This window comes from Bacteroides sp. Marseille-P3684 (genome assembly GCF_900291465.1).
In the GTDB taxonomy this organism is placed as follows: domain Bacteria; phylum Bacteroidota; class Bacteroidia; order Bacteroidales; family Bacteroidaceae; genus Phocaeicola_A.
The window spans coordinates 329756-352630 of the sequence record NZ_LT985808.1; the positions used below are offsets into that span (position 1 = coordinate 329756).

A 22875-nucleotide genomic window follows, 5' to 3' on the forward strand; every position below is an offset into this window, starting at 1 on the left:
AACTACCCCTCCAAAACGGATGAATGACGTAACTTTACACCGACATTTTTACCTCATTACTCATTTATCCTACGTGAATCATGAAGAAACTTGCAATGCTATGTCTGGCTGCCTGCCTGTCAGGAATGACACAGGCACAGACTGCCACCGGACCGCTCCCCTATCAGAACAGTGAACTCTCCCCGGACCAACGCGCCGAGGACCTGCTGGGAAGGCTCACCCTCGAGGAGAAAGTACTCCTGATGCAAAACAACTCAAAACCCATTCCACGGCTGGGCATCAAGCCTTACGAATGGTGGAACGAAGCCCTTCACGGGGTCGCCCGTGCGGGACTTGCCACCGTCTTCCCCCAGTCCATCGGCATGGCAGCCTCGTTTGACGACGACTTATTATATAAGGTGTTCGATGCCGTGTCCGACGAGGCACGCGCCAAGAACCGCATGGCAAACGAACGAGGTTCCTACCGACGTTACCAGGGACTCACCTTCTGGACGCCCAACGTGAACATCTTCCGCGACCCGCGCTGGGGACGCGGACAGGAGACGTACGGTGAAGACCCTTACCTGAGCGGACGCATGGGCGTCGCCGTCGTACGAGGCATCCAGGGACCGAACGACACGAAGTGGAACAAGGCGCACGCCTGCGCCAAGCACTTTGCCGTACACTCGGGTCCGGAGTGGTGCCGCCACAGCTTCAATGCCGAGAACATCCCCTTCCGTGAACTCTGGGAGACCTATCTGCCCGCCTTCAAGGACCTCGTGCAGAAGGCACGCGTCAAGGAGGTCATGTGCGCCTACAACCGCTTCGAGGGAGACCCCTGCTGCGGCAGTGACCGCCTGCTCCACCAAATCCTGCGCAATGAGTGGGGGTACGACGGCATCGTGGTGACCGACTGTGGCGCCGTGTCCGACTTCTGGCAGAAGGGCAAGCACCATGTCTACCCCGACGCCGGACATGCCTCGGCTGCCGCTGTCGCCAACGGGACCGACCTGGAGTGCGGGAGCAACTTCGAGTCACTCGTCGACGCCGTCCGTCAGGGACTCGTACCCGAAGAGAAAATCAACAACTCCGTCCGCCGGCTGCTGAAGGCACGCTTCGAGCTGGGCGAAATGGAACCGGAGCACCCCTTTGCCGACATCCCCGACTCCATCGTCGACTGTCAGGCACACCGCGACCTGGCCCTACGGATGGCACACGAGACGATGGTCCTGCTCCAGAACCGCGGCAACGTGCTTCCGCTAAAGAAGAATGCCACCGTGGCCCTCGTCGGCCCGAACGCCAACGACTCGGTGATGCAGTGGGCGAACTACAACGGCACGCCCTCACACACCGTGACCCTCCTGCAGGCACTGCGCAAACGTCTGCCCGAGCACAAGGTCATCTACGAACCGCTCTGCGGGCACACCGAGGGCTGCGTCTGGAACAGCCTCTTCACGGACTGCTCGATGGACGGCAAGCCGGGATTCGCCGCTACCTACTGGAACAACCGGGAGGCAAAGGGTGAGGTCGCAGCCACCGACCAGGTCGAGACGCCCTTCCACTACAGCGGAGAGGGTGCCACCGCCTTTGCTGCCGGGGTCAACCTGAAGGACTTCACCGGACGCTACGTCAGCATCTTCCGCCCCGACCACTCGGGCACCGCGCAATTCCGCCTCTCGACCAACGGACGGGTGAAATTCTTCATCGACGGACAGGAAGTCTGCGAACAGTATAACCTGAAGAACCCCGCCAACGTACACGCCTTCCCCTTCGAGGCGGGCAAGGAATACCGCATCGAGCTTGCCTTCGAGCAGGTTAAGGACAACCCGTTCCTGAACTTTGACCTCGTCGAGGAGCAGGCTCCCGACATGAAGGCGCTCATCAAACGGCTGAAAAAGGCGGACGTCATCATCTTCGCCGGCGGCATCTCTCCCCTGTTGGAAGGGGAAGCCATGAGCGTGTCTGCCGAAGGCTTCAAAGGCGGAGACCGCACGAGTATCGAGCTGCCGAAAATCCAGCGCGACATGATTGCCTCCCTCAAGCAGGCAGGCAAGAAGCTCGTCATGGTCAACTTCTCCGGCTCTGCCATGGGGCTGAAGGCCGAAGCCGCACACTGTGATGCCATCCTCCAGGCGTGGTATCCGGGACAGGAAGGCGGAACGGCGGTTGCCGACGTACTCTTCGGCGACTACAACCCCGCCGGCCGTCTGCCCGTCACGTTCTACGCCGACGACACGCAGCTGCCCGACTTCCTCGACTACTCGATGCGCGGACGCACCTACCGCTACTTCACCGGACGCCCGCTCTTCGCCTTCGGACACGGACTGAGCTACACGACCTTCTCCTACGGCGAGGCGAAGGCGGACAAGCAGGAACTGGCATACGGCGACACCCTGCGCGTGACTATCCCCGTGACGAACACCGGCAAGCGCGACGGCGACGAGGTGGTACAGGTCTATCTGCGCCGTCCGGGTGACAGCGAAGGTCCGCTGAAGGCACTCCGCGGCTTCCGTCGGGTGAACATAGCCCGGGGCGAGACGCGCGAGGTGGTCATCGAACTGCCGTACGAGAACTTCCAGTGGTTCGACACGCAGACCAACTCGATGCACCCGATGGAAGGTGCCTATGAGGTGCTCTACGGCGGAAGCTCCGAAGATGCCGCACTGAAGAGCCTTCCGGTGAACATCCGCTGAGCCTGCTGCTGACAACGGTTAGGAGCGATTTGAGTTTAAAGGAACGAAGGGGATAAGCTTGAGCTCTTACCCCCTCGTTCTTTTGTTTGGAGATACGGATGACAATCACGCTCTTTTTTGACACTTCCGCCCTCCAGGCATACCAACGACACAGCTTTCCGCTTATCTTTGCAGGACAACCAATCTGAAAAACACGAGCACTATGAAGAACAACTCCAAGCGGCGCATCCCGTACCTTCTCCTGACGGGACTTCTCTGCCTGTGCGGCAGTGGGACCTGCGCCGGTCCTCAAACAGCAGAAGACCTTCCGGACGAAACACGCCTTCCCGCCTTTCCGGGCGCCGAGGGCTTCGGACGTTACGCCGTCGGCGGACGAGGCGGACAGGTGTACCATGTCACCACACTGGCTGACGGCGACCAGCCCGGGACCTTGCGCCACGCCGTCGAACAGACGGGAGCGCGCACCGTGGTCTTCGATGTCGCCGGAACCATCCGACTCGACCGTCCGCTACGCATCCGGCACGACAGCCTGACTGTCGCCGGACAGAGCGCACCGGGCGACGGCATCTGCATTGCCCGCCACGCGGTGAACATCGACGCCAACGAGGTGGTCATCCGCTACGTACGCTTCCGTGTAGGCAACGAGGGCGGCGGTGAACCCGACGGACTGGGCGGCTGCGACCACCGCAACATCATCGTCGACCACTGCACCGTCAGCTGGTCTGTCGACGAGACCTGCTCGGTCTATGGCAACACCGACGCCACCGTGCAGTGGTGCCTCATCTCCGAGAGCCTCCGCACGGCAGGACACAAGAAGGGGCGCCACGGCTACGGCGGCATCGTGGGCGGAAACCGCATGTCGTTCCACCACAATCTCATGGCACACCACGAAAGCCGCGTGCCCCGTCTGGGTCCGCGCCCCGGCACACAGGACCGCGAATACGTAGACATGCGCAACAATGTGTTCTACAACTGGGCGGGTAACGGATGCTACGGCGGCGAAGCCATGCGGGTGAACATTGTCAACAACTACTACAAGCCGGGACCTGCCACGCCGGACCGGGGCAGCATCGCTTACCGCATCTTCGCTCCCAACATACGCACGACGGCCTACTGCCACCGTCCGGATGGCAGCCCCAACAGCTGGGCACCGATGGAGCACGTCTGGGGAAAGTTCTACATCGACGGCAACGTCATGGAGGGCTATCCCGACGTCACTGCCGACAACTGGACACGGGGCGTCTACGAACAGGTACGTCCCGAGTCGAACGACGGGCTGTGGAACGACGCCGTGCGCGACTCCATCCGTCTGCATGAACCGCTGCCCTACGGCGAAGTGACGACCCACAGCGCCGAGGAGGCGTACCGCCTGGTGCTTGCACACGCCGGCTGCTCGAAGGTACGCGACACGCTTGACCTCCGCATCGTCGAGGAGACACGTACGGGCACTGCCTCGTGCATCGGCTCGGTGACTCCCGATGCCGGACAGGCTCCCGGACTCATCGACCTCCCTGCAGATGCCGGCGGCTATCCCGAACTGACTGCCACTGCCGGTGAAACGGAAGCGTTGAAGGACAGCGACGGCGACGGCATGCCCGATGCCTGGGAGAAGGCTCACCGCCTGAACCCTGCCGATGCTGCTGACGGACGCGCCTGCACCCTGAGCAGCGAAGGCTACACCAACCTGGAAGTCTATCTGAACGGACTGGTGGAGAAGCAGGGATAAGGGGCTGCGGGATTCCCGGCAAAGGAACGCCGCAACGTCCCTGTGTGCTTCGGAAGAGATTTTTTTGGCACCAAGTTGCGGCGATATCGCAACTTTTCCGTTACTTTATCCGTCTAATAGAAAGAACCAATCAATAAAAGGAGGAGAAGGACTATGAAGAATCTCTATCGGATGCTCGTCGGACTGATGGCACTCACGGTATTGAGCAGCGCCAGCGGCTGCCGCACATTCAGCAACCAGACAAGTCAGGAAGTGCCCAGTGAGGCTAAAGCAAAGAAGAACTACTATGTCGCACCGTTCGAAGCCATCGAGGTGAACGGTGTAGTCAACGTCTCGTTCTCGCAGAGTGACAAGACCGACGTGGAAGTCACGGGACCGGAGAACTACCTGCCCTTTGTGGTCATTGAGTCGCACGACGGGGTCCTGAAGGTCAACACCAAGAGCATCGGCAACAAGCGTGCTGGGAAAGGACTGGAAATCAAGATTGCCGCTCCGACACTGAACCACCTGTCGAACCGTGGTGTGGGCGATTTCAAGACGACCTCACCCCTGAAGGCCGACCGCCTCGTCATCGAGAACTCCGGCGTGGGCAGCGTACGCCTGTCGGGGCTCGACTGCCAGAGTGTGGAAGTGGAGAACTCCGGTGTCGGCGACCTTCGACTTTCCGGCAAGACCGACAAGGCAAGCTATGAGTCGAGCGGTGTCGGCGACGTACATGCCAAGGAGCTCAAGGCCAAAGACGTCAACCTCAACCACAGCGGCGTAGGCGACATCACCTGCTCCGCTTCCGGGACCATCCGCATCCGTGCCAAGGGCGTGGGCAACGTGAAGTACTACGGCAACCCACAGGTGCTCAGCCTGTCGAAGTCGAGCGTCGGGGCGGTTATCGGGAAGTAACCCGGCTAGTCCGTATCAATAACAGGAGGGTGTATCGCGATGAGTGATGCACCCTCTTTGTGTATCCATGCTTTGCGACACATCCTCCGGGCATTCGCGCTTAATCGGGTAAGCACAAGCCTTCAATCAGGTAAGCACAGGTGCTTGACATACCTAAGTATCATACTTAGCCTACCAAAGTATTATACTTAGGCAGCCTAAGTATTATACTTTGACCACCTAAGTATTATACTTTGGTCCATCAAACTACTATGTTTGCCAAGTCAAACACTTGTGTTTGGCGAGTCAAACCAATGTGTTTGCCCGGTCAAACACTTATGTTCCGTCCGTCGGACGATTATGTTTGCCGGGACAAAGTCCGGACAAGGGAAGGGACATCAGGCACCGTCAGATAAAAAAAAGAGTGCACCGTGTGTAACGATGCACCCTCCTTTTATCTGATTATCAACTGATGCTTAAGCGTCGATGTTCGCGTAGGTGGCATTGCTCTCGATGAACTCGCGGCGCGGACCTACGTCGTCACCCATGAGCATGGAGAAGATGTAGTCTGCCTCGGCGGCGTTCTCGATGTGTACCTGCTTGAGGAGACGACGTTCGGGGTCCATGGTTGTCTCCCACAGCTGTTCCGGGTTCATCTCACCCAAACCTTTGTAGCGTTGCGTATGGATGCCGCTCTCGCTGCCACCGCCGTACTTCTCGATGAAGCGCAGACGGTCTTCCTCGGTGTAGCAATACTCCTTGACCTTGCCCTTGGTGCAGAGGTAGAGGGGCGGCGTGGCGATGTAGAGATAGCCTTCCTGGATGAGCTGCGGCATGTAGCGGTAGAAGAGCGTCATGATGAGTGTGTCGATGTGGGAACCATCGACATCGGCATCGGTCATGATGATGATTTTGTGGTAGCGCAGCTTCTCGATGTTTGCCTCCTTGCTGTCTTCGCCCACACCGAAGCGGACGCCGAGCGCCTGGATGATGTTGTTCACCTCGTCGCTCTCGAATGCCTTGTGCCACATTGCCTTCTCCACGTTCAGAATCTTACCGCGCAACGGAAGGATTGCCTGGAAGGCACGGCTGCGTCCCTGCTTGGCGGAACCACCTGCCGAGTCACCCTCGACCAGGAAAAGCTCACAGCGTGCAGGGTCCTTGTCGGAACAGTCTGCCAGCTTGCCGGGGAGTCCGCCTCCGGTCATGGGGCTCTTGCGTTGCACGGACTCGCGTGCCTTGCGGGCAGCGATACGTGCTGTAGCAGCCAGCACCACCTTGTCGACAATCATCTTCGCCTCCTTGGGGTGCTCTTCGAGGTAGTAGGTCAGTGCTTCGCCCACAGCCTGGTTGACGGCACCGCTCACCTCGTTGTTGCCCAACTTCGTCTTGGTCTGTCCTTCGAACTGCGGCTCGGCAACCTTGACGGAGATGACGGCAATCAGTCCTTCGCGGAAGTCCTCTCCGGAAATCTCCACCTTCGCCTTCTCCAGCGCCTTGCTGTCCTCGGCATACTTCTTCAGCACACGTGTGAGTGCCATGCGGAAGCCCGCCTCGTGCGTACCGCCTTCGATGGTGTTGATGTTGTTCACGTACGAATGGAGGTTCTCACGGAAGCCGGTGTTGTACATGATGGCGCACTCGATGGGGATGCCTTGCTTCTCGGTGTTGAGATAGATGACATCGTCGATGAGCGGCGTATTGTTGGAGTTGAGGAAACGGACGAACTCCTTCACACCCTCCTCGGAGTGGAAACGTTCGCTCTTGAAGTTGCCTGCCTCATCCTTCTCCCGGCGGTCGGTCAGCGTGATGGTGATGCCGGCGTTGAGGTAGGCAAGCTCGCGCATACGTGCCTGGAGAATGTTATATTTATAGGTGGTGGTCACGAAGATGGAAGCGTCGGGCCAGAAGGTCTGTCGTGTACCCGTGTCGTCGGGGTCGCACGTGCCCACTTCCTTGACAGGGTAGAGCGGCTTGCCGCAGGAGTATTCCTGCTGGTAAATCTTTCCGCCTCGGCGTACCTGCGAAATCATGCGTGTGGACAGCGCATTCACACACGACACGCCCACACCGTGCAGACCACCCGACACCTTGTAGGAGCCTTTATCGAACTTACCGCCCGCGTGGAGCACGGTCATCACGACTTCGAGAGCCGACTTGTGCTCTTTCTCATGCATGTCGACGGGGATTCCGCGTCCGTTGTCCTGGACGGTGATGGAGTTGTCTTCGTTGATGGTTACTTCGATGTGGTTACAAAAGCCTGCCAATGCCTCGTCGATGGAGTTGTCCACGACTTCGTAGACCAAGTGGTGCAGACCTTTCTCGCTTATGTCGCCAATATACATGGCGGGGCGCTTACGCACGGCCTCCAGTCCCTCAAGGACCTGGATGTTGCTGGCCGAATATTCCGCTCCGCTGTGATTAGTGATTTGTTCTTCTGCCATAGAGATTAATGTCCAATAAATAACGGACAAATTTACGAATAATTCTCGGGATGACCATATAAAGTATGGGAAATTCGCCCCTTGGAGCCGACAGGAAGTTACCCAGGAGCGACTATCGCTTGTCAATCGTCCAGATACCCCTGCTTCTTCAGCTCCACGGCTGCCTCCTCAAGCTCGTGGTACCAGTCCTCCCCGAACTTGCGTATGAGGGGCTCGCGCAGGAAGCGGTACACCGGGACGCCTTTCTTCCGTCCCAGCTCCACGGCGGCACGGCAGACGTCCCAGCGGTGGTAGTTGACCGCCTTGTAGGGACCGTAGTCGCCGATGCGGATGGGGTAGAGATGGCAGGAGATGGGTTTGTAGAAGCTGATGCGACCTTCGCGGTACGCCTTCTCCAGGGCACAGTAGCAACAGCCCGACTCGTCGTAGCAGGTGAACACACAGTCCTTGCCGTTCACGATGGAGGTCACGAGGTCGCCTTCCTCATCGACATAGACCACGCCCTGGCGGTCGATGACGGCACGTGCTTCGGGTGAGAGGTCGTCCCACACGGCGGGCAGGGAGGCTTCGAGCGCCTCCACTTCACCGGTCTCCACGGGAGCGCCGGCATCGCCTTCGATGCAGCAGGCACCCTTGCAGGCGCCCAGGTCACAGAGGAACTTCTCACGGAACACATCGAGGCTCACGATTACATCGTCTATCTGTATCATTTCTTCGGATTCTTCGGGTGACAGGGACGCACGGGCACGGATGCAAACGGCGCGGATGGCACGGATTCTTCCTTCCCGCCCAAGTGAAGGGGAACAAGGAATCCGCGTCATCCGCGCCGGCTGTATGCAGGGGAACGGGCACGGGGCCCGTCCTCCGCGCATCCCTACAGGATGGGATGAATTACTTGATAAGGTCGCGACCGGTCATCTCCTTCGGCTGGGGCATGCCCATGATGTGCAGGATGGACGGTGCCACGTCGGCGAGTACGCCGTTCTCCACGCGGGCGTCCTTGCGCTCCGTCACATAGACGAAGGGGACGGGGTTGAGCGAGTGGGCGGTGTTCGGGGTGCCGTCCTCGTTCAGGGCATGGTCGGCGTTGCCGTGGTCGGCGATGATGATGACTTCATAGCCGTTTGCCTTGGCTGCCTCGACGGTGTCGCGCACGCAGTTGTCGATGGCGACGACTGCCTTCTCGATGGCCTCATACACGCCGGTGTGTCCCACCATGTCGCCGTTGGCGTAGTTCACCACGATGAAGTCGTACTTCTGTTCGCCGATGGCTGCCACCAGCTTGTCCTTCACTTCGTAGGCGCTCATCTCGGGTTTGAGGTCATAGGTGGCTACCTTCGGCGACGGCACGAGGATGCGGTCTTCCCCCTTGTAGGGTTCTTCGCGTCCGCCGTTGAAGAAGAAGGTCACGTGGGCATACTTCTCGGTCTCGGCGATGTGCAGCTGCGTCTTGCCATTGTTCGAGAGATACTCGCCCAACGTGTTCTGCACGTTCTCCTTGTCAAAGAGGATATGGACGCCCTTGAACGAAGCGTCGTAGGGGGTCATGCAGTAGTATTGCAGACCGGGGATGGTATGCATGCCTTCCTCGGGCATGTCCTGCTGGGTGAGCACGATGGTCAGCTCCTTGGCGCGGTCGTTGCGGTAGTTGAAGAAAATCACGGCGTCGCCTTCCTTGATGGTGCCGTCGAAGGTGCTGTTCACGATGGGCTTCACGAACTCGTCGGTCACGCCTTCGTCATAGGATTCCTGCATTGCCTGTACCATGTCGGCAGCCTGCTTTCCGGTTCCGCTGACGAGCATGTCGTAGGCTTCCTTCACACGTGCCCAACGCTTGTCGCGGTCCATGGCATAGAAACGTCCCACGATGGAGGCTATGCGTCCGGCTGAAGCCTGGCAGTGTGCGGTGAGCTGTTCGATGAAGCCCTTGCCGCTCTTCGGGTCGGTGTCACGGCCGTCCATGAAGCAGTGGATGAAGGTGTGCTCCTCCAGCCCGTACTCCTTGGCGATGTCGCAGAGCTTGAACAGGTGGTCGAGTGAGCTGTGTACGCCGCCGTTGGAGGTCAGTCCCATGAAGTGGATGTTCTTGCCGTGCTCCTTGGCGTAGGTAAAGGCTGCCACTACCTGCGGGTTCTTCAGGATGCTGCCGTCGGCACAGGCACGGTTGATTTTCACAAGGTCCTGATAGACGATGCGTCCGGCACCGATGTTCAGGTGGCCCACCTCGGAGTTACCCATCTGTCCGTCGGGCAAGCCTACGTTCTCGCCGCTCGCCTGGAGCTGGGAGTGCGGATAGGTTGCCAGGAGCGAGTCCCAATAGGGAGTCGGGGTGTTGAAGATCACGTCGTCTTTCCGGTGGTCGCCGCAGCCCCATCCGTCGAGAATCATCAAAAGCGCTTTTTTAGCCATAATCATATCTGTTTTAGAGTTATTCTGTATTGACGCCGCAAAGTTACGCAAAATAGGCGCATCGGCGTGCATGTCTTAACGTGCATTAGCGAAAAAGCACGTCCGTCAGCCGATAGGTAAACATCGGAGGGTGATGAAAAAGCCGACGGATGGATTAGGAAAGCGAATCCGAAGGATAGGCAACAGCCGAACGGACGAAAGTTCCGATTTTTGCGCCCGAATATAACCGGGACGGAACACGTGAGGAAGTGCCCTCCGCAGAGGCGTTCCGTCCGCCTAATCAAACAACACCATGCACATCAGAATCAGACTTATCACTTATGTATGGATGCTCATGTGCCTGCTGGCGACAGCTTGCACAAGCATCGGTTTCGAACTGCCGCAGGGTCCGCAGGGACCGGACGGCAAGTCCGCTTATGACCTTTGGAAAGAGGAGGTGGAAGCGGGACGCATCGACTGGCCCGGGGACCGGACGACCCCTGCGGACTTCTTCGTCTTCGTCAAGGGCGAGAAGGGCGACCGGGGAGCGGACGGGCAGTCTGCCTACGAGCTGTGGAAGCAGCTCATCGCACAGGGTACGGTCGCCAACCCGCACGACGGGTCACAGACGTGGCCTGCCTCGAAGAACAGCGAGGCGGACTTCTGGGACTTTATCAGCGGACGCGACGGACAGACGCCCCACGTGGGCAGCAACGGCAACTGGTTCATCGGCGCTACGGACACCGGCGTGAAGGCGACGGGCAGGGACGGGCGTGATGGACGCGACGGACTGGACGGCAAGGACGGCCTCTCGGCTTATGAGCAGTGGCGACAGCTCGTCGGGCAGGGTGCCACCGACTGGCCCAAGGACCAGACGTCGATGAATGACTTCTTCCTCTTCCTGAAGGGGCGCGACGGCGCCAACGGCATCACACCCCACGTGGGCACCAACGGACACTGGTTCGTCGGCTCGACGGATACCGGAGTCACCGCACAGGGACCGAAGGGAGACAACGGTACGAACGGACGCGACGGCAAGGACGGACTGTCCCCCTACGTCGGTACGAACGGAAACTGGTGGGTGGGAACGACCGACACCGGCGTGGCTGCGAAAGGCAGGGACGGACGTGACGGACGCGACGGCACCGACGGACGGACCCCCGTCATCCGCGACGGACACTGGTGGATAGGCGACACCGACACGGGCATCGCCGCACAAGGCGTCCGTGGAGAGAAAGGCGAAAAGGGTGACCCGGGAGAGAAGGGAAAGGACGGACGAGACGGAAAGGACGGAGCGAACGGACGTGACGGGCGCGACGGCACTGACGGACGGACGCCCTTCATCCGCGACGGACACTGGTGGATAGGCGACACCGACACGGGCATCGCCGCACAAGGCGTCCGTGGAGAGAAAGGCGAAAAGGGTGACCCGGGAGAGAAGGGAAAGGACGGACACGATGGAGCCGACGGCAAAGACGGACGTGACGGAGTCTCGCCCCACATCGGCGACAATGGCAACTGGTTCATCGGGACTACCGACACCGGCATCGCTGCCCGCGGACAGAACGGCAACGACGGGGCTGCCGGAGCGTCGGCGTATGAGCTCTGGCAACAGGACGTGAAGAGCGGAAAGGTACATGACAAGGAGGGTCAGCCGTGGAGCAAGGACCGCACCACGATGGCGGACTTCTATGCCTACCTTTCGGGCGCGGACGGACGTGACGGACGCGACGGGCGTGACGGTGCGAATGGCACCAACGGACGCGACGGCATCAACGGCAAGTCTGCCTACGAACTGTGGAAGGAAACCATTGCCACCGGACAGGTGGACGACCCCAAGGCTCCGGGCACGAAATGGGCCGCGGAACGGAACTCCGAGGCGGACTTCTTCAACTTCCTCGCCGGACGCGACGGTGTGAACGGCACCAACGGGCGCGACGGTGTGGACGGCACCAACGGACGTGACGGGCTCAACGGGCGCGACGGAGTGAACGGCAAGGACGGCGCGAACGGGCTCTCTGCCTACGAACTGTGGAAGGCGGACCTCGCCAAGCGGTGCGGGACACCGGAAGCACTGACCGACCACCGCGACGGCAGCAAGTGGGACTGTGAGCGCAACTCGCTCGACGACTTCTACGAGTTCCTGCGGGGTGCCGACGGCGCGGACGGGAAGGACGGCAAAGACGGTCGTCCTGGTGAACCAGGTAAGCCGGGAGCTGAGGTGACCATCATCCAGGGCATACCCAACGTCATCGCACAGTACTCCCAGTCGGAGTTCGGCGAGTATGTACGCACGACCGACGGCGGTGTATTATATAAGGTATACGACGAGCGGGGTCAGCTGGCGCCTCATGCCAAGGTACAGGGGCTGCCGGGCATCGACCCCGGGAAGGAGTACACCAGCAACGAGCAGGGAGAGTTCATCGTTCCTCGGGAAGACCTGCCGGAAATCCAGGAGCTCGACAGCCGCTGGGGAACGACCCGCTCGGTGACCCTAGCAGGCAAGGCGCCCCAGGAGTCCGCCCGGAACACCTACGTCCCCAACCGGGTACACATGCGGATGGTGCCCTATAGCAAGACACCGTCTGTGGACTACCAGCTGAACATGAATTTCCGCATCCAGCGGCGCATCAATCCGAACGACGAGTGGCAGAACCTCCCCTCCTACCTGCCCAACTCGGGCAGCCTGCACCCGGAGACCTTCCGTGTTGCCGACAAGGACGACCCCCGCAGCCTGCTCGCCGACCGTCCGGTTTACTGCACCCACTCAGCGTCGTCCAGTTCCGGCAGCTACATCTACTACTGCTACCCCTACCGCTACGTACAGGAGAACCCTGCCAACCAGAAGAACAGCCAGAAGGAGTACTGGGACGGGACAGACGTCTACCTGACGGTCAAGAACCGCGAAGCCTACTACGGGGAGGAATTCCAGTGGAACGGCGTGGCGCTGCTGCCGCCCTACCAGCTGGGTCCCCGTCTGAAATCGCTCAAGCTGAAGACGAAGAGTGGTGAGCCCCCCACGGTGTTCCTGTCGGCGGAAGGGGAGCTGGACTTCTCCCACATAGACCTGACGCGCCTCTACAAGTCGTCGACCCGATACACCCAGCGTCCCGACGGCTCGGACTTCATCGAACCCATCCTGTACACCGAGGAGGAAGCGCGGAAGCTCAAGATGGCGTATGTCACCTTTAAATTCAGCTCGTCGGCAGGCACGCAGGAAGCATCCAGCACGAACAACCGTTCGTCCGCCGACGAACCCACGTTCAAGGTGCTCACCCCGTACCTGAACTCGACCATCAACATCAGGTACGGTGGCTCTTACCAGTTCAAGGAGTTCACACAGGGATACCTCCGCCCGGGGACGGAGGAAGGCACCTACCGCATTGAGAACTACGAATCGGCATACACCCTCCCCGAAGTCACTGTAACCTATGAAGAATAACCCTATGAACAGACTACTCATACCTACCCTTTCCGCTGTCCTGACCTTCCTCCTGCTGTGCACCGGCCTCCCTGCCGTGGCACAGCAGACGGACGGGAGCGACAGCATCCCCCGGCATCGCAAAGCCTGGGAAATCGGCGTCGGCATCCACGGAATGCAACTGACGCGCTTCAACGTCACCGGCTTCAGTCCCGGCAGCAACGGCGGCTACCGCATCGACACGGACAAGCGCGACGTCCTCTTCGGCGGACACCTGTACCTCGCCCGCGAACTGAACTCCCACTTCTTCCTGGACCTGCAGGGCAACGCCGACTTCACCGCAGACCCCGTCCGCGGCGGCAAGGAGAAACGCTGGACCGCCATGGCAGGGATGGGCCTGCAGTGGCGGCTGGGCGAATACTTCCGCTCGCCCTACATCGACCCCTTCCTGCGTGCCGGGGCGAACTACCTGTACAAGAACTTCACCGTCGGCTACAACGGGCTGGAACGCCTCAACGCCGAAGAGATGAAGTGGGACCTCGCCAACGACTTCGACAAGGAGGGCAGCGACCGCCGTCACCTCCTGCCCCTCTCGGTGGGAGCAGGCGTGAACCTCTGGCTCAACGACCGGCTGGGAGTCGGTCTGCAGGCGGACTACCTCGTCATGCCTTATCGCAAGGTAGCCAATGCCTGGCAGGGCAATGTGCGCCTGCAGTGGCGCATCGGTGGCAAGACGAAGCGACCCGCACCCGAGGTCCGCTATGTAGACCGCATCGTGGAGAAGGTCATCGAGAAGCCCGTCCTCGCCGGGACGCACACCGTCGAACAGAAGGTCATCGAGAGACCCGCGACCGCCCAGGCTGTCGCCGCCGAGACCGTGAAAGAGGTGACCGTGCACAAGGATTTGCCCGAGCTGTTCGCCGGCATCGAGTTCGACTTCGACAGCTCCGCCATCACGGCAGAGTCCGCCGCCATCCTTGACCAGATTGCACAGGTCATGCTCGCCGACACCTCGCGCCACTACCTCCTCACGGGGTGCACCGATGCGCGTGGCTCGCAGACATACAACCTCGCACTCTCCAAACGCCGTGCACAGGCGGTGATGAACTACCTCATCGAGCACGGTGTGCCGTCACAGATGCTCAAGGGCTGCGGCGTCGGCAGCAAGCTCGCCCACATCGCTCCCGACATGCCCGACCAGGTGCGCAGGGGAGACCGCAAGGTCATGGTCGAGATGATCACGAACCCATCCTACTGGAACCACCTTACAATGGACAATTGACAATGGACAATTGACAATGCGCCGTGCGGTGTTGGACGGGTCCATCCGTTACCGGAAAACTTTTTTGAAAATGGGACGCGGAGTTTTTTCTCTCCCGTTCGTCGGGACGCTTTTGCAAGTCCCTGTGTATCAGCACCCATTTTGAAAGCTTCGTACGGACGCGTCCGCAGCTTCGTACGGACGTGTCCGCACGCTCGTGGCGACGCGTCCGTACGACGGTAACGACACGTCCGTACGAACGTATTTATCCAGGTTGGAAAACTCGTTGCAAAAAATCTTCTCCCTTCCTGATTTGTCCTTACCGAAAAAGCCCTATCTTTGCCGTCGAATTGGTTCCTGCTGCCCAAGCACACGGGCAGAGGATTAAAAGGGAATCGGGTGAAAGTCCCGAACAGTCCCGCTGCTGTGAAGCTCCATTTCAAACGTCTTGATAATTACTCACTGCCACTGATGCACCGTGCGTCGGGAAGGCTTCAAGACGGGAGTCAGTCAGAAGACCTGCCATCATTCATTCAGCCATCCGGGCTCCGGGGATAGACGGATGTCGCGCTAGAACTTATTCGTACTTTTTAGAACATTTGGACTATGTGTAGGCAGACTACGATGAAACGTGCTGCTGGACGGTTGTGTGTATTTCTCGTGACGGGCACGTGGCTGCTTCCGTCGGCACGGGCACAGAGCCGCCTCGACAGCCTGCAACGGCTCGACGAAGTGGTCATCGAGGCACAGACGCCTGTGAAGGAGGTCATCCCGGCACAGCGGCTGGCCGGCGACGGACTGCAACGCCTGGGTGCGCACAGTGTCGCCGATGCCATCCGCTACTTCTCCGGCGTGCAAATCAAGGACTACGGAGGGGTGGGCGGACTCAAGACCGTGAACATCCGCAGCATGGGGACGAACCATGTGGGCGTGTTCTACGACGGCATCGAGCTGGGCAACGCGCAGAACGGCGTGGTGGACCTGGGACGCTTCTCGCTCGACAACATGGAGGCGGTGACGCTCTACAACGGACAGAAGAGCGCCATCTTCCAGCCCGCCAAGGACTTCAGCTCCGCCGGGAGCATCTACTTGCAGACGCGGACGCCCTTCTTCCGCGACGATGAGCGGCAACACCTGAAGGCGACGCTCAAGGGCGGCTCCTTCGGCACCGTCAATCCCGCCCTCGTGTGGGACCACAAACTCTCCGACCGGCTGAGCACGTCGCTCAGCGGCGAATACCTCTACACCACGGGGCGCTACCGCTTCACCTACCGCGTTGCCGACAGCTATGACACCACGGCGGTGCGGCGCAACGGCGACGTGCAGGCGGTGCGGCTCGAAGGGGGGCTCTTCGGCTCCCTGCCACGGGGCTACTGGCGGACGAAGGCGTACTTCTACCGCTCCGAGCGCGGCTACCCGGGCGCCGTGGTGAAGAACAAGTTCAGCCACGAGGACCGTCAGTGGGACATGAACGCCTTCGCCCAGGGGACCTACAAGCAGGACTTCGCACGCTACAGCCTGCTGCTCAATGCCAAATATGCCTACGACTACCTGCACTACCTCGCCGACCCCAACCGCGACGCGGCACTGATGTACATCAACAACCACTACCACCAGCGGGAGCTGTACCTCTCCGCCGCCCAACGCTATGCCCTGACGGACCGCTGGGACGTCAGCCTCTCGGCGGACTACCAGATGAACGCCCTCAACGCCGACCTGGTGGACTTCGTCTATCCGCGCCGGCACACGGGACTGGTGGCTGCCGCGACCTCGCTCCGCGTGGGACGGGTGGACCTGCAGGCGAGCGTGCTGGGCACGTTCGTCACCGAGCGGGTGAAGAGTGGCTCCGCTTCCGCTGAAGACCGCCACGAGTGGACCCCCACTGCCGTGCTGGCATGGCGCCTGACGGACGAGTGGACCGCACGCGCCTTCTACAAGCGCATCTTCCGCATGCCGACCCTCAACGACCTGTACTACACGTTCATCGGCAACGTCAGCCTCAACCCGGAGTTCACCAGCCAGTACAACGTCGGCGCAACCTATGCACGCACGTTCAGCGGCCGTTGGCTACGCCGCGTGGAGGCACAGGCGGACGCCTACTATAACGAGGTGGAGGACAAGATTGTCGCCATGCCCACGTCGAACTTCTTCCGCTGGACGATGGTCAACCTGGGCAAGGTGGAGATACGCGGCATCGACGTGGCGGCACAGGCCGACTGGCTGCTGCCGGGCGGTGTCTCGCTGACGTCGCGCCTGAACTACACCTTCCAGCGGGCGCAGGACTTCACCGACCCCGACGACTCCTACTATGGCGGACAGATTCCCTACATCCCGCGCAACAGCGGGTCGGCAACGCTCCAGGCAAACTGGCGGCGCTGGGAGGCGAACTACAGCTTCATCTATACCGGCGAACGCTATTCGTCGCGGGCGAACATCCCGGCGAACTACGTCCTGCCGTGGTACACGAGCGACTTCTCCGTGGCGCGGAACATCCCGCTGCACCGGGGCACGCTGAAGTGCACGCTGGAGGTGAACAACCTCTTCAACCAGCAGTACGAGGTGGTGATGAGCTACCCCATGCCGGGCACGAACGTCAAGGCCATCGTGCAGTATGCGTTCTGACCCCGGACGAACTTTACCGAACAGACCGATAGGAACATGAAACAGATAACGACTTACAGCATGTTGCTCCTGCTCTGCCTGCTGGCAGGCTGCCGGGGCGACATCCCCTTCCTCCACAGCGAGGAAGAGCAGCTCCAGCCGGTGCAGCACCGGCACATCCGTGGGTTCTTCCTCCTCAACGAGGGCAACATGGGCAGCAACAAGGCGTCGCTCGACTTCTTCGACGTCGGGAGCGGCAAGTACCAGCGCAACATCTACCCCACGCGCAACCCGGGGATTGTCAAGGAGCTGGGCGATGTGGGCAACGACATCGCCATCTACGGCAGCAAGCTCTACGCCGTCATCAACTGCTCGCACTACGTCGAGGTGATGGACGTGCACACGGGGCGGCACGTGGGCAGCATCGACGTGCTCAACTGCCGCTACATCGTCTTCCACGACGGCAAGGCGTACATCAGCTCGTATGCCGGCCCCGTGCAGATTGACCCGAACGCCCGTCCGGGCAAGGTCGTCGAGGTGGACACCACGAGCCTGAAAATCACCCGGGAGGTCGTCGTCGGCTACCAGCCCGAGGAGATGGTCATTACCGGCGGGAAGCTCTACGTCGCCAACTCCGGCGGCTACCGCTATCCGAACTACGACACGACCGTCTCCGTGGTGGACCTGCGGACCTTCGCCGTGGACCACACCATCGACGTCGCCATCAACCTGCACAGGATGGCGCTCGACCGCTACGGGCGCATCTACATCTCGTCGCGCGGCGACTACTACGATGTGAAGGCGGACGTCTATGTGGTCGACACGAAGACCGACCGCGTGACCCGCCGCCTGGACATCCCTGCCAGCGAGATGTGCCTGGTGGGCGACTCGCTCTACATGACCGCCGTGGAGTGGAGCTACGTGACGCAGAGCAACACCGTCTCCTACACCCTCTACGACGTGGGACGGCAGGAGGTGGTGACGCGCAACTTCATCACCGACGGGACGGACCGGCAAATCAAGATACCCTACGGGGTGGCGGTCGACCCGGAGACGTGCGACGTCTATGTCTGCGACGCCAAGGACTACGTCACCCCCGGCACCCTCTACTGCTTCTCGCCCGCCGGGAAGCTGCGGTGGAAGGTCACCACGGGCGACATCCCGGCACACTTCGCCTTCACCACCGTACCGCTGGAGGACGTCGGGAACTGAATACGGACAAATCACTCAATAACCTGTAAACTATGAATAGAATCTTCAGACCGGCACTGTGGACCGCCGCCCTCTCGGGCGTCCTCCTGACAGTTGCCGTGACCTCCTGTAGCGAGGACGAACCGGCACCCTACGTGCTGCAACAGACGGATGTCACCATCACAGAACCTGAAGGCGGCTTCCACCTTTATGTCGACGAACTGCTGCGCATCGACGTGCAGACGGTATCGGACTTCGGGCTGACCTATGCCTGGACGCTCAACGGCGAGAGCATCCCCGGCGGCAAGCGACTGGAGTACATGTTCTCCGAAATCGGCGAATACGAACTGGTGCTGACCGTCAGCCAGGGGAATATCAGCTACAGCTACCCGGTCAACGTCAGTGTGTCCCTCGAACAACCCGATACTCCCGATGAACCGGAGACCCCGGGTGACTCCACCCCCAAGACTCCATACATCACCAAGGTGTTCGACTTCCTGCCCGCCGTGGGACAGTTCACCAACACTCTTCCCGAATACGAGGAAGGCGACACACAGGAGACCATGAACGAAAAGGTGCTCCGCAGCATCGGCAACAACCGCAAGGGGATGATTTCGCTTGGTGGCTTTGGCGGCTACGTCGTGGTGGGCTTTGACCACACCATCGAGAACAAGGCAGGGCTGCGCGACTTCCGCGTGCTTGCCAACGCCTTCCAGGCAGGCGCCAACCCGCGCCCCAATGCACCGCTCGGCGGCAGCTGCGAACCGGGTGTCATCATGGTCGCCTACGACAAGAACCACAACGGATACCCCGATGACGACGAATGGTACGAGATTGCCGGAAGCGCCCACGAGGACGTCACCCGGGAACCGTGGTACCAGCTTGCCAGAGACAACAAGAACGACGTGAACCTCTACCGCAACTATGAGATTACCTATTACCGTCCGTCGAAGGAGCCTGCCTCGACTGCCGAGTGGGATACCTACATCCGCTGGGAGGACAATCAGGGACACTCGGGCTACAAGGTGAAGAACCAGTACCACAAGCAACCCTACTTCCCCCTGTGGTATCAGGGCGACAAGCTCACCTTCCGCGGCACCTGCCTTCCGCAGAACGGCATCAACGAAGCCACCGAAGAGACCGAGGGCGGCATGTACTATGTGCTCTACCGCTTCCGCTACGGGTACGCCGACAACGCCCCCAACGGCGACGACGACTCCGCCATCGACATCGACTGGGCAGTGAACAGCTACGGTCAGCGTGTCAAGCTCCCCGGTGTGGACTTCATCAAGATTTATTCGGGCGTGAACCAGGAGAACGGCTGGCTGGGCGAATGCTCCACCGAGGTGCTCGGCGTGGAAGACCTGCACCTGCTGGGCGTCTCCATCGCCTCGGGACATTAACTGGCGGACGGACGCACCGTGCGCTCCTGCTGACTGAATCATAAACCATCAAAAGAACATACAATGAAGAAACAATCGAAACTGGCGTGCACACTGCTCATCCTGTGCACGACCTTTGCCTGGACCGGATGTAGCGACGACGACGACCCTATCCGCAACACTCCGACGCCGGAACCGGAAGTATCCAAGGACCTGAGCCTTGCCTGGAGAGACCCCATCGCAGCCGACTCCGCCGCCCTCCTGGTCCCCGGAGAGAACGATACGCTGGTTGTCCGGGCTGCCAATGCCACCGCTCTCACACTGAACGAAGCCGCCGAAGGCTGGAAGGCCGTCGTGAAGGACGACTCGCTCGTCATCGTGACCGCACCTGCCGAGGTGAAGGGAGCCGACAAGTTCGACCTCACGCTGACCGCCACCGGCGAGGGTGACAAGACCCTGACGCTGAAAGCCGCGTTCCGCCGCATCCTCTTCGACGACCCGAAGGGCGTGTTCGTCCTCAACGAGGGCAACATGAGCAACGAGACCGGCACACTGCTCTACATCACGCCCGAAGGCGAACTGATTGACAGCATCTATGCACGTGTCAACGGCAGCCTGCTGGGCAACGTGACGCAGGACATGAAGTTCTACGGCGACAACGTCTACTTCATCTCGCAGAACGGCAACAAGGCTCCGCTCGGTGGAGAGTTCCAGACCGACGGGATGCTCATCATCGCCAACCGGCACACCATGAAGCGCGTGCAAGCCTTCACGTACGAGGAAATGAAAGACCTCAAATGGCCGACCCACATCGCCGTCGTCGACGAGAACACCATCTTCATCCGCGACAGCAAAGGTGTGTGGAAGTTCAACCCCACAAGCAAGGAACTGACTTTCATGGAAGGCAGCGAGAAAGCCGTGAAGCAACCCTTCGTCGTGCTGCAAGGGAAGGCGTTCACCTTCTCATCCAAACAGTCGGGCGTGTCCATGTCGCTCCTGTCGTTCGACGCCGCCAGCACGAAGGCGACCAAGGTAAGCGTGGGCTACGACTTCAAGAAGCTCAACGCCATCGGCTACCGCGATGAGAACTCGCTCTATGTGGCAGGAGTGTTCGACTATCTGCGACAGCCCCACCTGTGCTGCTTCAACTTCGACGGCAGCAGGCTCGCGGAAGACGGGAACGTGTATATCGGCGCACCCATCGAGTCGAGGAACGGCTTTGCCAGCTCCTGGTTCACGTCCAAGGACGATGAGGTGTACTACCTGGTCGGCTCAATGCTCAGCCACGTCACCTACAAAGCGGGTGAGAAGCTCAAGCCCAAGACGAAAGGACCGGACGATGACTCCAAGACCTTCAAGGCTAGCTATGAGGACGAGCTGCTCGGCGTCTATGACCTGGGCGACAATGCCAGCATCATCTACAACGGCGTTGCCATCCACCCCGTGACGGGCGAAATCTACCTCAATACCCTGAAAGGTTTCGGAGAGAACTACAAGACCAACAACATCTGGCGGATTGACCCGGAGAAAAAGGTCAGCACACGCACCTGGGAGAACCACACGGCGTTCCCCGCAGGCATCTTCTTCAACCCTCAAAAGTAAACGCGGACCATGAACAGACTGAACATACTCTACACATACCTCCTGGGAGCCGCCACAGCCCTGCTAATCTAGGCAGCTGCTCAGACGACACGCCTGACAAACCAACGGACGAAGAGAACTACGTGGAAAAGCCCCTGGCACTGGACAAGGGCATTTACCTGCTCAACGGCGGCAACGGGGCGGACGGTCCCGGCGGACTGACCCGCATCAACGAGGACGGCTCCGTCACCACGCGCCTCTTCGAGGACGTCAACGGACACTCCCATCGGCAAACGGGTCCGCTGCATGGCTGCCTACGGCGATGACATCTACTTCCTGTGCTCGACCTTCAAGTCCATCGGTTTTGCCGAGGACACCATCCTCGTGGTCGCCGACGCAAAGACCTTGAAGGAGAAGCGTGCCTACAAGTTCAAGGACCTCAGCTTTGACATGCCCGAAGGCACCAAGCCCGAAGACGAGCCCTTCCCGAGCGACCCGGAATCCATCTACGTGCTCGACGAAGCGAACATTTTCATCAAGGACGAGCAGGCGCTCATCCGCTTCGACAGCCAGGCGAACAAGGCATACCTCATGGAGGGAAGCTACCACATCGCCAATTTCGGCGCGACGCTGGAACCTCTGGTCCTGTCCAAAGCCATCCGCCACAACGGCAAGCTCTACTATGCCATGGGCGGTTTCTGGCACAAGCAGCCGGGACTCGTCGAGGTGAAGCGCAACACGACCGCCCTCGGCAGGGAGGTGACCTTCGACGCTCCGGGTGAATATGTGCCCGGCGGCATCGTGGCGGACGCCGAAGGCAACTTCTGGCTGAGTGTCTTCTGGACGCGACGCCCCAAGGTGGGCTACTTCATCAAGGTAGACCCCAAGGAGATGAAGGAGCTGGAGTCGGTCACCGTCAACGAGTTTATCTCTCCGGGCTACGACCCGACGCACGGCATCTCCATCGACGGCGACTACATCTACCTCATGGGCGTGCAGTCGCTCAACACGGAGTTCTACTACGAACGCAGCGGGGTAATCAGACGCTTCAACCTGAAGACCAAACGGCTGGAGAAGGCGGGCGACGTCTTCAAGGACGTGCCGGAGGGGCAGTTCATCGGCTGCAACCCCATCATCGACTCCCGGACGCACCTGCTCTATATCCCCGGTCAGACGGGCAACGGGAAGAACGGTCCCGATGACAACTACCTGCTCATCTACGATTGCAGCGGCGCGAAACCGGTGCTGAAAGAGAAGATACAGGGCAAGACGTCCAACATCCGATACATCTTCATCAACTAATCCTGCCGGCAGCCGGCTGCTGCCACATCG

General features: G+C 60.3%; 14 protein-coding genes and 1 riboswitch. Of the genes, 11 read left to right on the top strand and 3 right to left on the bottom strand.

Features of this window, described 5'->3' with window-relative positions; all coding sequences use genetic code 11:
• The first annotated feature begins 80 nt into the window (after positions 1-80).
• The 3 genes from xyl3A to C8275_RS01400 all read left to right on the top strand — a co-directional run bounded on the left by xyl3A (position 81) and on the right by C8275_RS01400 (position 5295).
• Positions 81-2672 carry a xylan 1,4-beta-xylosidase gene (gene xyl3A / locus C8275_RS01390; protein ID WP_106483783.1) on the top strand — a complete coding sequence of 864 codons (2592 nt, stop codon included), beginning with the start codon at positions 81-83 and terminating at the stop codon, positions 2670-2672.
• A 202-nt stretch (positions 2673-2874) separates the two neighbouring features.
• On the top strand, positions 2875-4398 hold the full coding sequence (locus C8275_RS01395) for a polysaccharide lyase family 1 protein (RefSeq protein WP_199881836.1): 1524 nt from the start codon (positions 2875-2877) through the stop codon (positions 4396-4398).
• A 153-nt stretch (positions 4399-4551) separates the two neighbouring features.
• Positions 4552-5295 (top strand): head GIN domain-containing protein, encoded by a 744-nt coding sequence (locus C8275_RS01400; protein ID WP_106483784.1) that lies wholly within the window; start codon positions 4552-4554, stop codon positions 5293-5295.
• A 455-nt stretch (positions 5296-5750) separates the two neighbouring features.
• Here the strand turns inward: C8275_RS01400 and gyrB are convergent, their stop codons facing one another.
• The 3 genes from gyrB to gpmI form a co-directional block, all read right to left on the bottom strand.
• Positions 5751-7718 (bottom strand): DNA topoisomerase (ATP-hydrolyzing) subunit B, encoded by a 1968-nt coding sequence (gyrB, locus tag C8275_RS01405; protein ID WP_106483785.1) that lies wholly within the window; start codon positions 7716-7718, stop codon positions 5751-5753.
• A gap of 122 nt (positions 7719-7840) precedes the next feature.
• Entirely contained in the window at positions 7841-8428 is a 588-nt protein-coding gene (locus C8275_RS01410; protein WP_106483786.1) for a DUF3109 family protein, read from the bottom strand.
• Between the two features lie 181 nt (positions 8429-8609).
• Positions 8610-10127 carry a 2,3-bisphosphoglycerate-independent phosphoglycerate mutase gene (gpmI, locus tag C8275_RS01415; protein ID WP_106483787.1) on the bottom strand — a complete coding sequence of 506 codons (1518 nt, stop codon included), beginning with the start codon at positions 10125-10127 and terminating at the stop codon, positions 8610-8612.
• A 292-nt stretch (positions 10128-10419) separates the two neighbouring features.
• Between gpmI and C8275_RS01420 the strand changes: the two genes are divergently transcribed.
• The 8 genes from C8275_RS01420 to C8275_RS01455 all read left to right on the top strand — a co-directional run bounded on the left by C8275_RS01420 (position 10420) and on the right by C8275_RS01455 (position 22845).
• Complete coding sequence (locus C8275_RS01420) at positions 10420-13548, top strand: collagen-like protein (protein WP_106483788.1); 3129 nt, start codon at positions 10420-10422, stop codon at positions 13546-13548.
• A 4-nt stretch (positions 13549-13552) separates the two neighbouring features.
• Positions 13553-14809: an OmpA family protein gene (locus C8275_RS01425; protein ID WP_106483789.1), complete on the top strand. Its 1257-nt coding sequence runs from the start codon at positions 13553-13555 to the stop codon at positions 14807-14809.
• Between the two features lie 313 nt (positions 14810-15122).
• Positions 15123-15330, top strand: a riboswitch (cobalamin riboswitch).
• An 82-nt stretch (positions 15331-15412) separates the two neighbouring features.
• Complete coding sequence (locus tag C8275_RS01430) at positions 15413-17410, top strand: TonB-dependent receptor (protein WP_106483790.1); 1998 nt, start codon at positions 15413-15415, stop codon at positions 17408-17410.
• 36 nt (positions 17411-17446) lie between these two features.
• Positions 17447-18601 carry a YncE family protein gene (locus C8275_RS01435; RefSeq protein WP_106483791.1) on the top strand — a complete coding sequence of 385 codons (1155 nt, stop codon included), beginning with the start codon at positions 17447-17449 and terminating at the stop codon, positions 18599-18601.
• Positions 18602-18633: 32 nt separating this feature from the next.
• The gene (locus tag C8275_RS01440) at positions 18634-19983 is read left to right on the top strand and encodes a hypothetical protein (RefSeq protein WP_234395681.1); all 1350 of its coding nucleotides are present in this window, start codon (positions 18634-18636) and stop codon (positions 19981-19983) included.
• Between the two features lie 63 nt (positions 19984-20046).
• Complete coding sequence (locus C8275_RS01445) at positions 20047-21564, top strand: DUF5074 domain-containing protein (protein WP_106483792.1); 1518 nt, start codon at positions 20047-20049, stop codon at positions 21562-21564.
• A 122-nt stretch (positions 21565-21686) separates the two neighbouring features.
• The gene (locus C8275_RS01450; protein WP_106483793.1) at positions 21687-21869 is read left to right on the top strand and encodes a hypothetical protein; all 183 of its coding nucleotides are present in this window, start codon (positions 21687-21689) and stop codon (positions 21867-21869) included.
• Complete coding sequence (locus tag C8275_RS01455; RefSeq protein ID WP_106483794.1) at positions 21850-22845, top strand: hypothetical protein; 996 nt, start codon at positions 21850-21852, stop codon at positions 22843-22845. Before C8275_RS01450 ends, C8275_RS01455 begins: the two co-directional genes overlap by 20 nt.
• Positions 22846-22875: the final 30 nt, after the last annotated feature.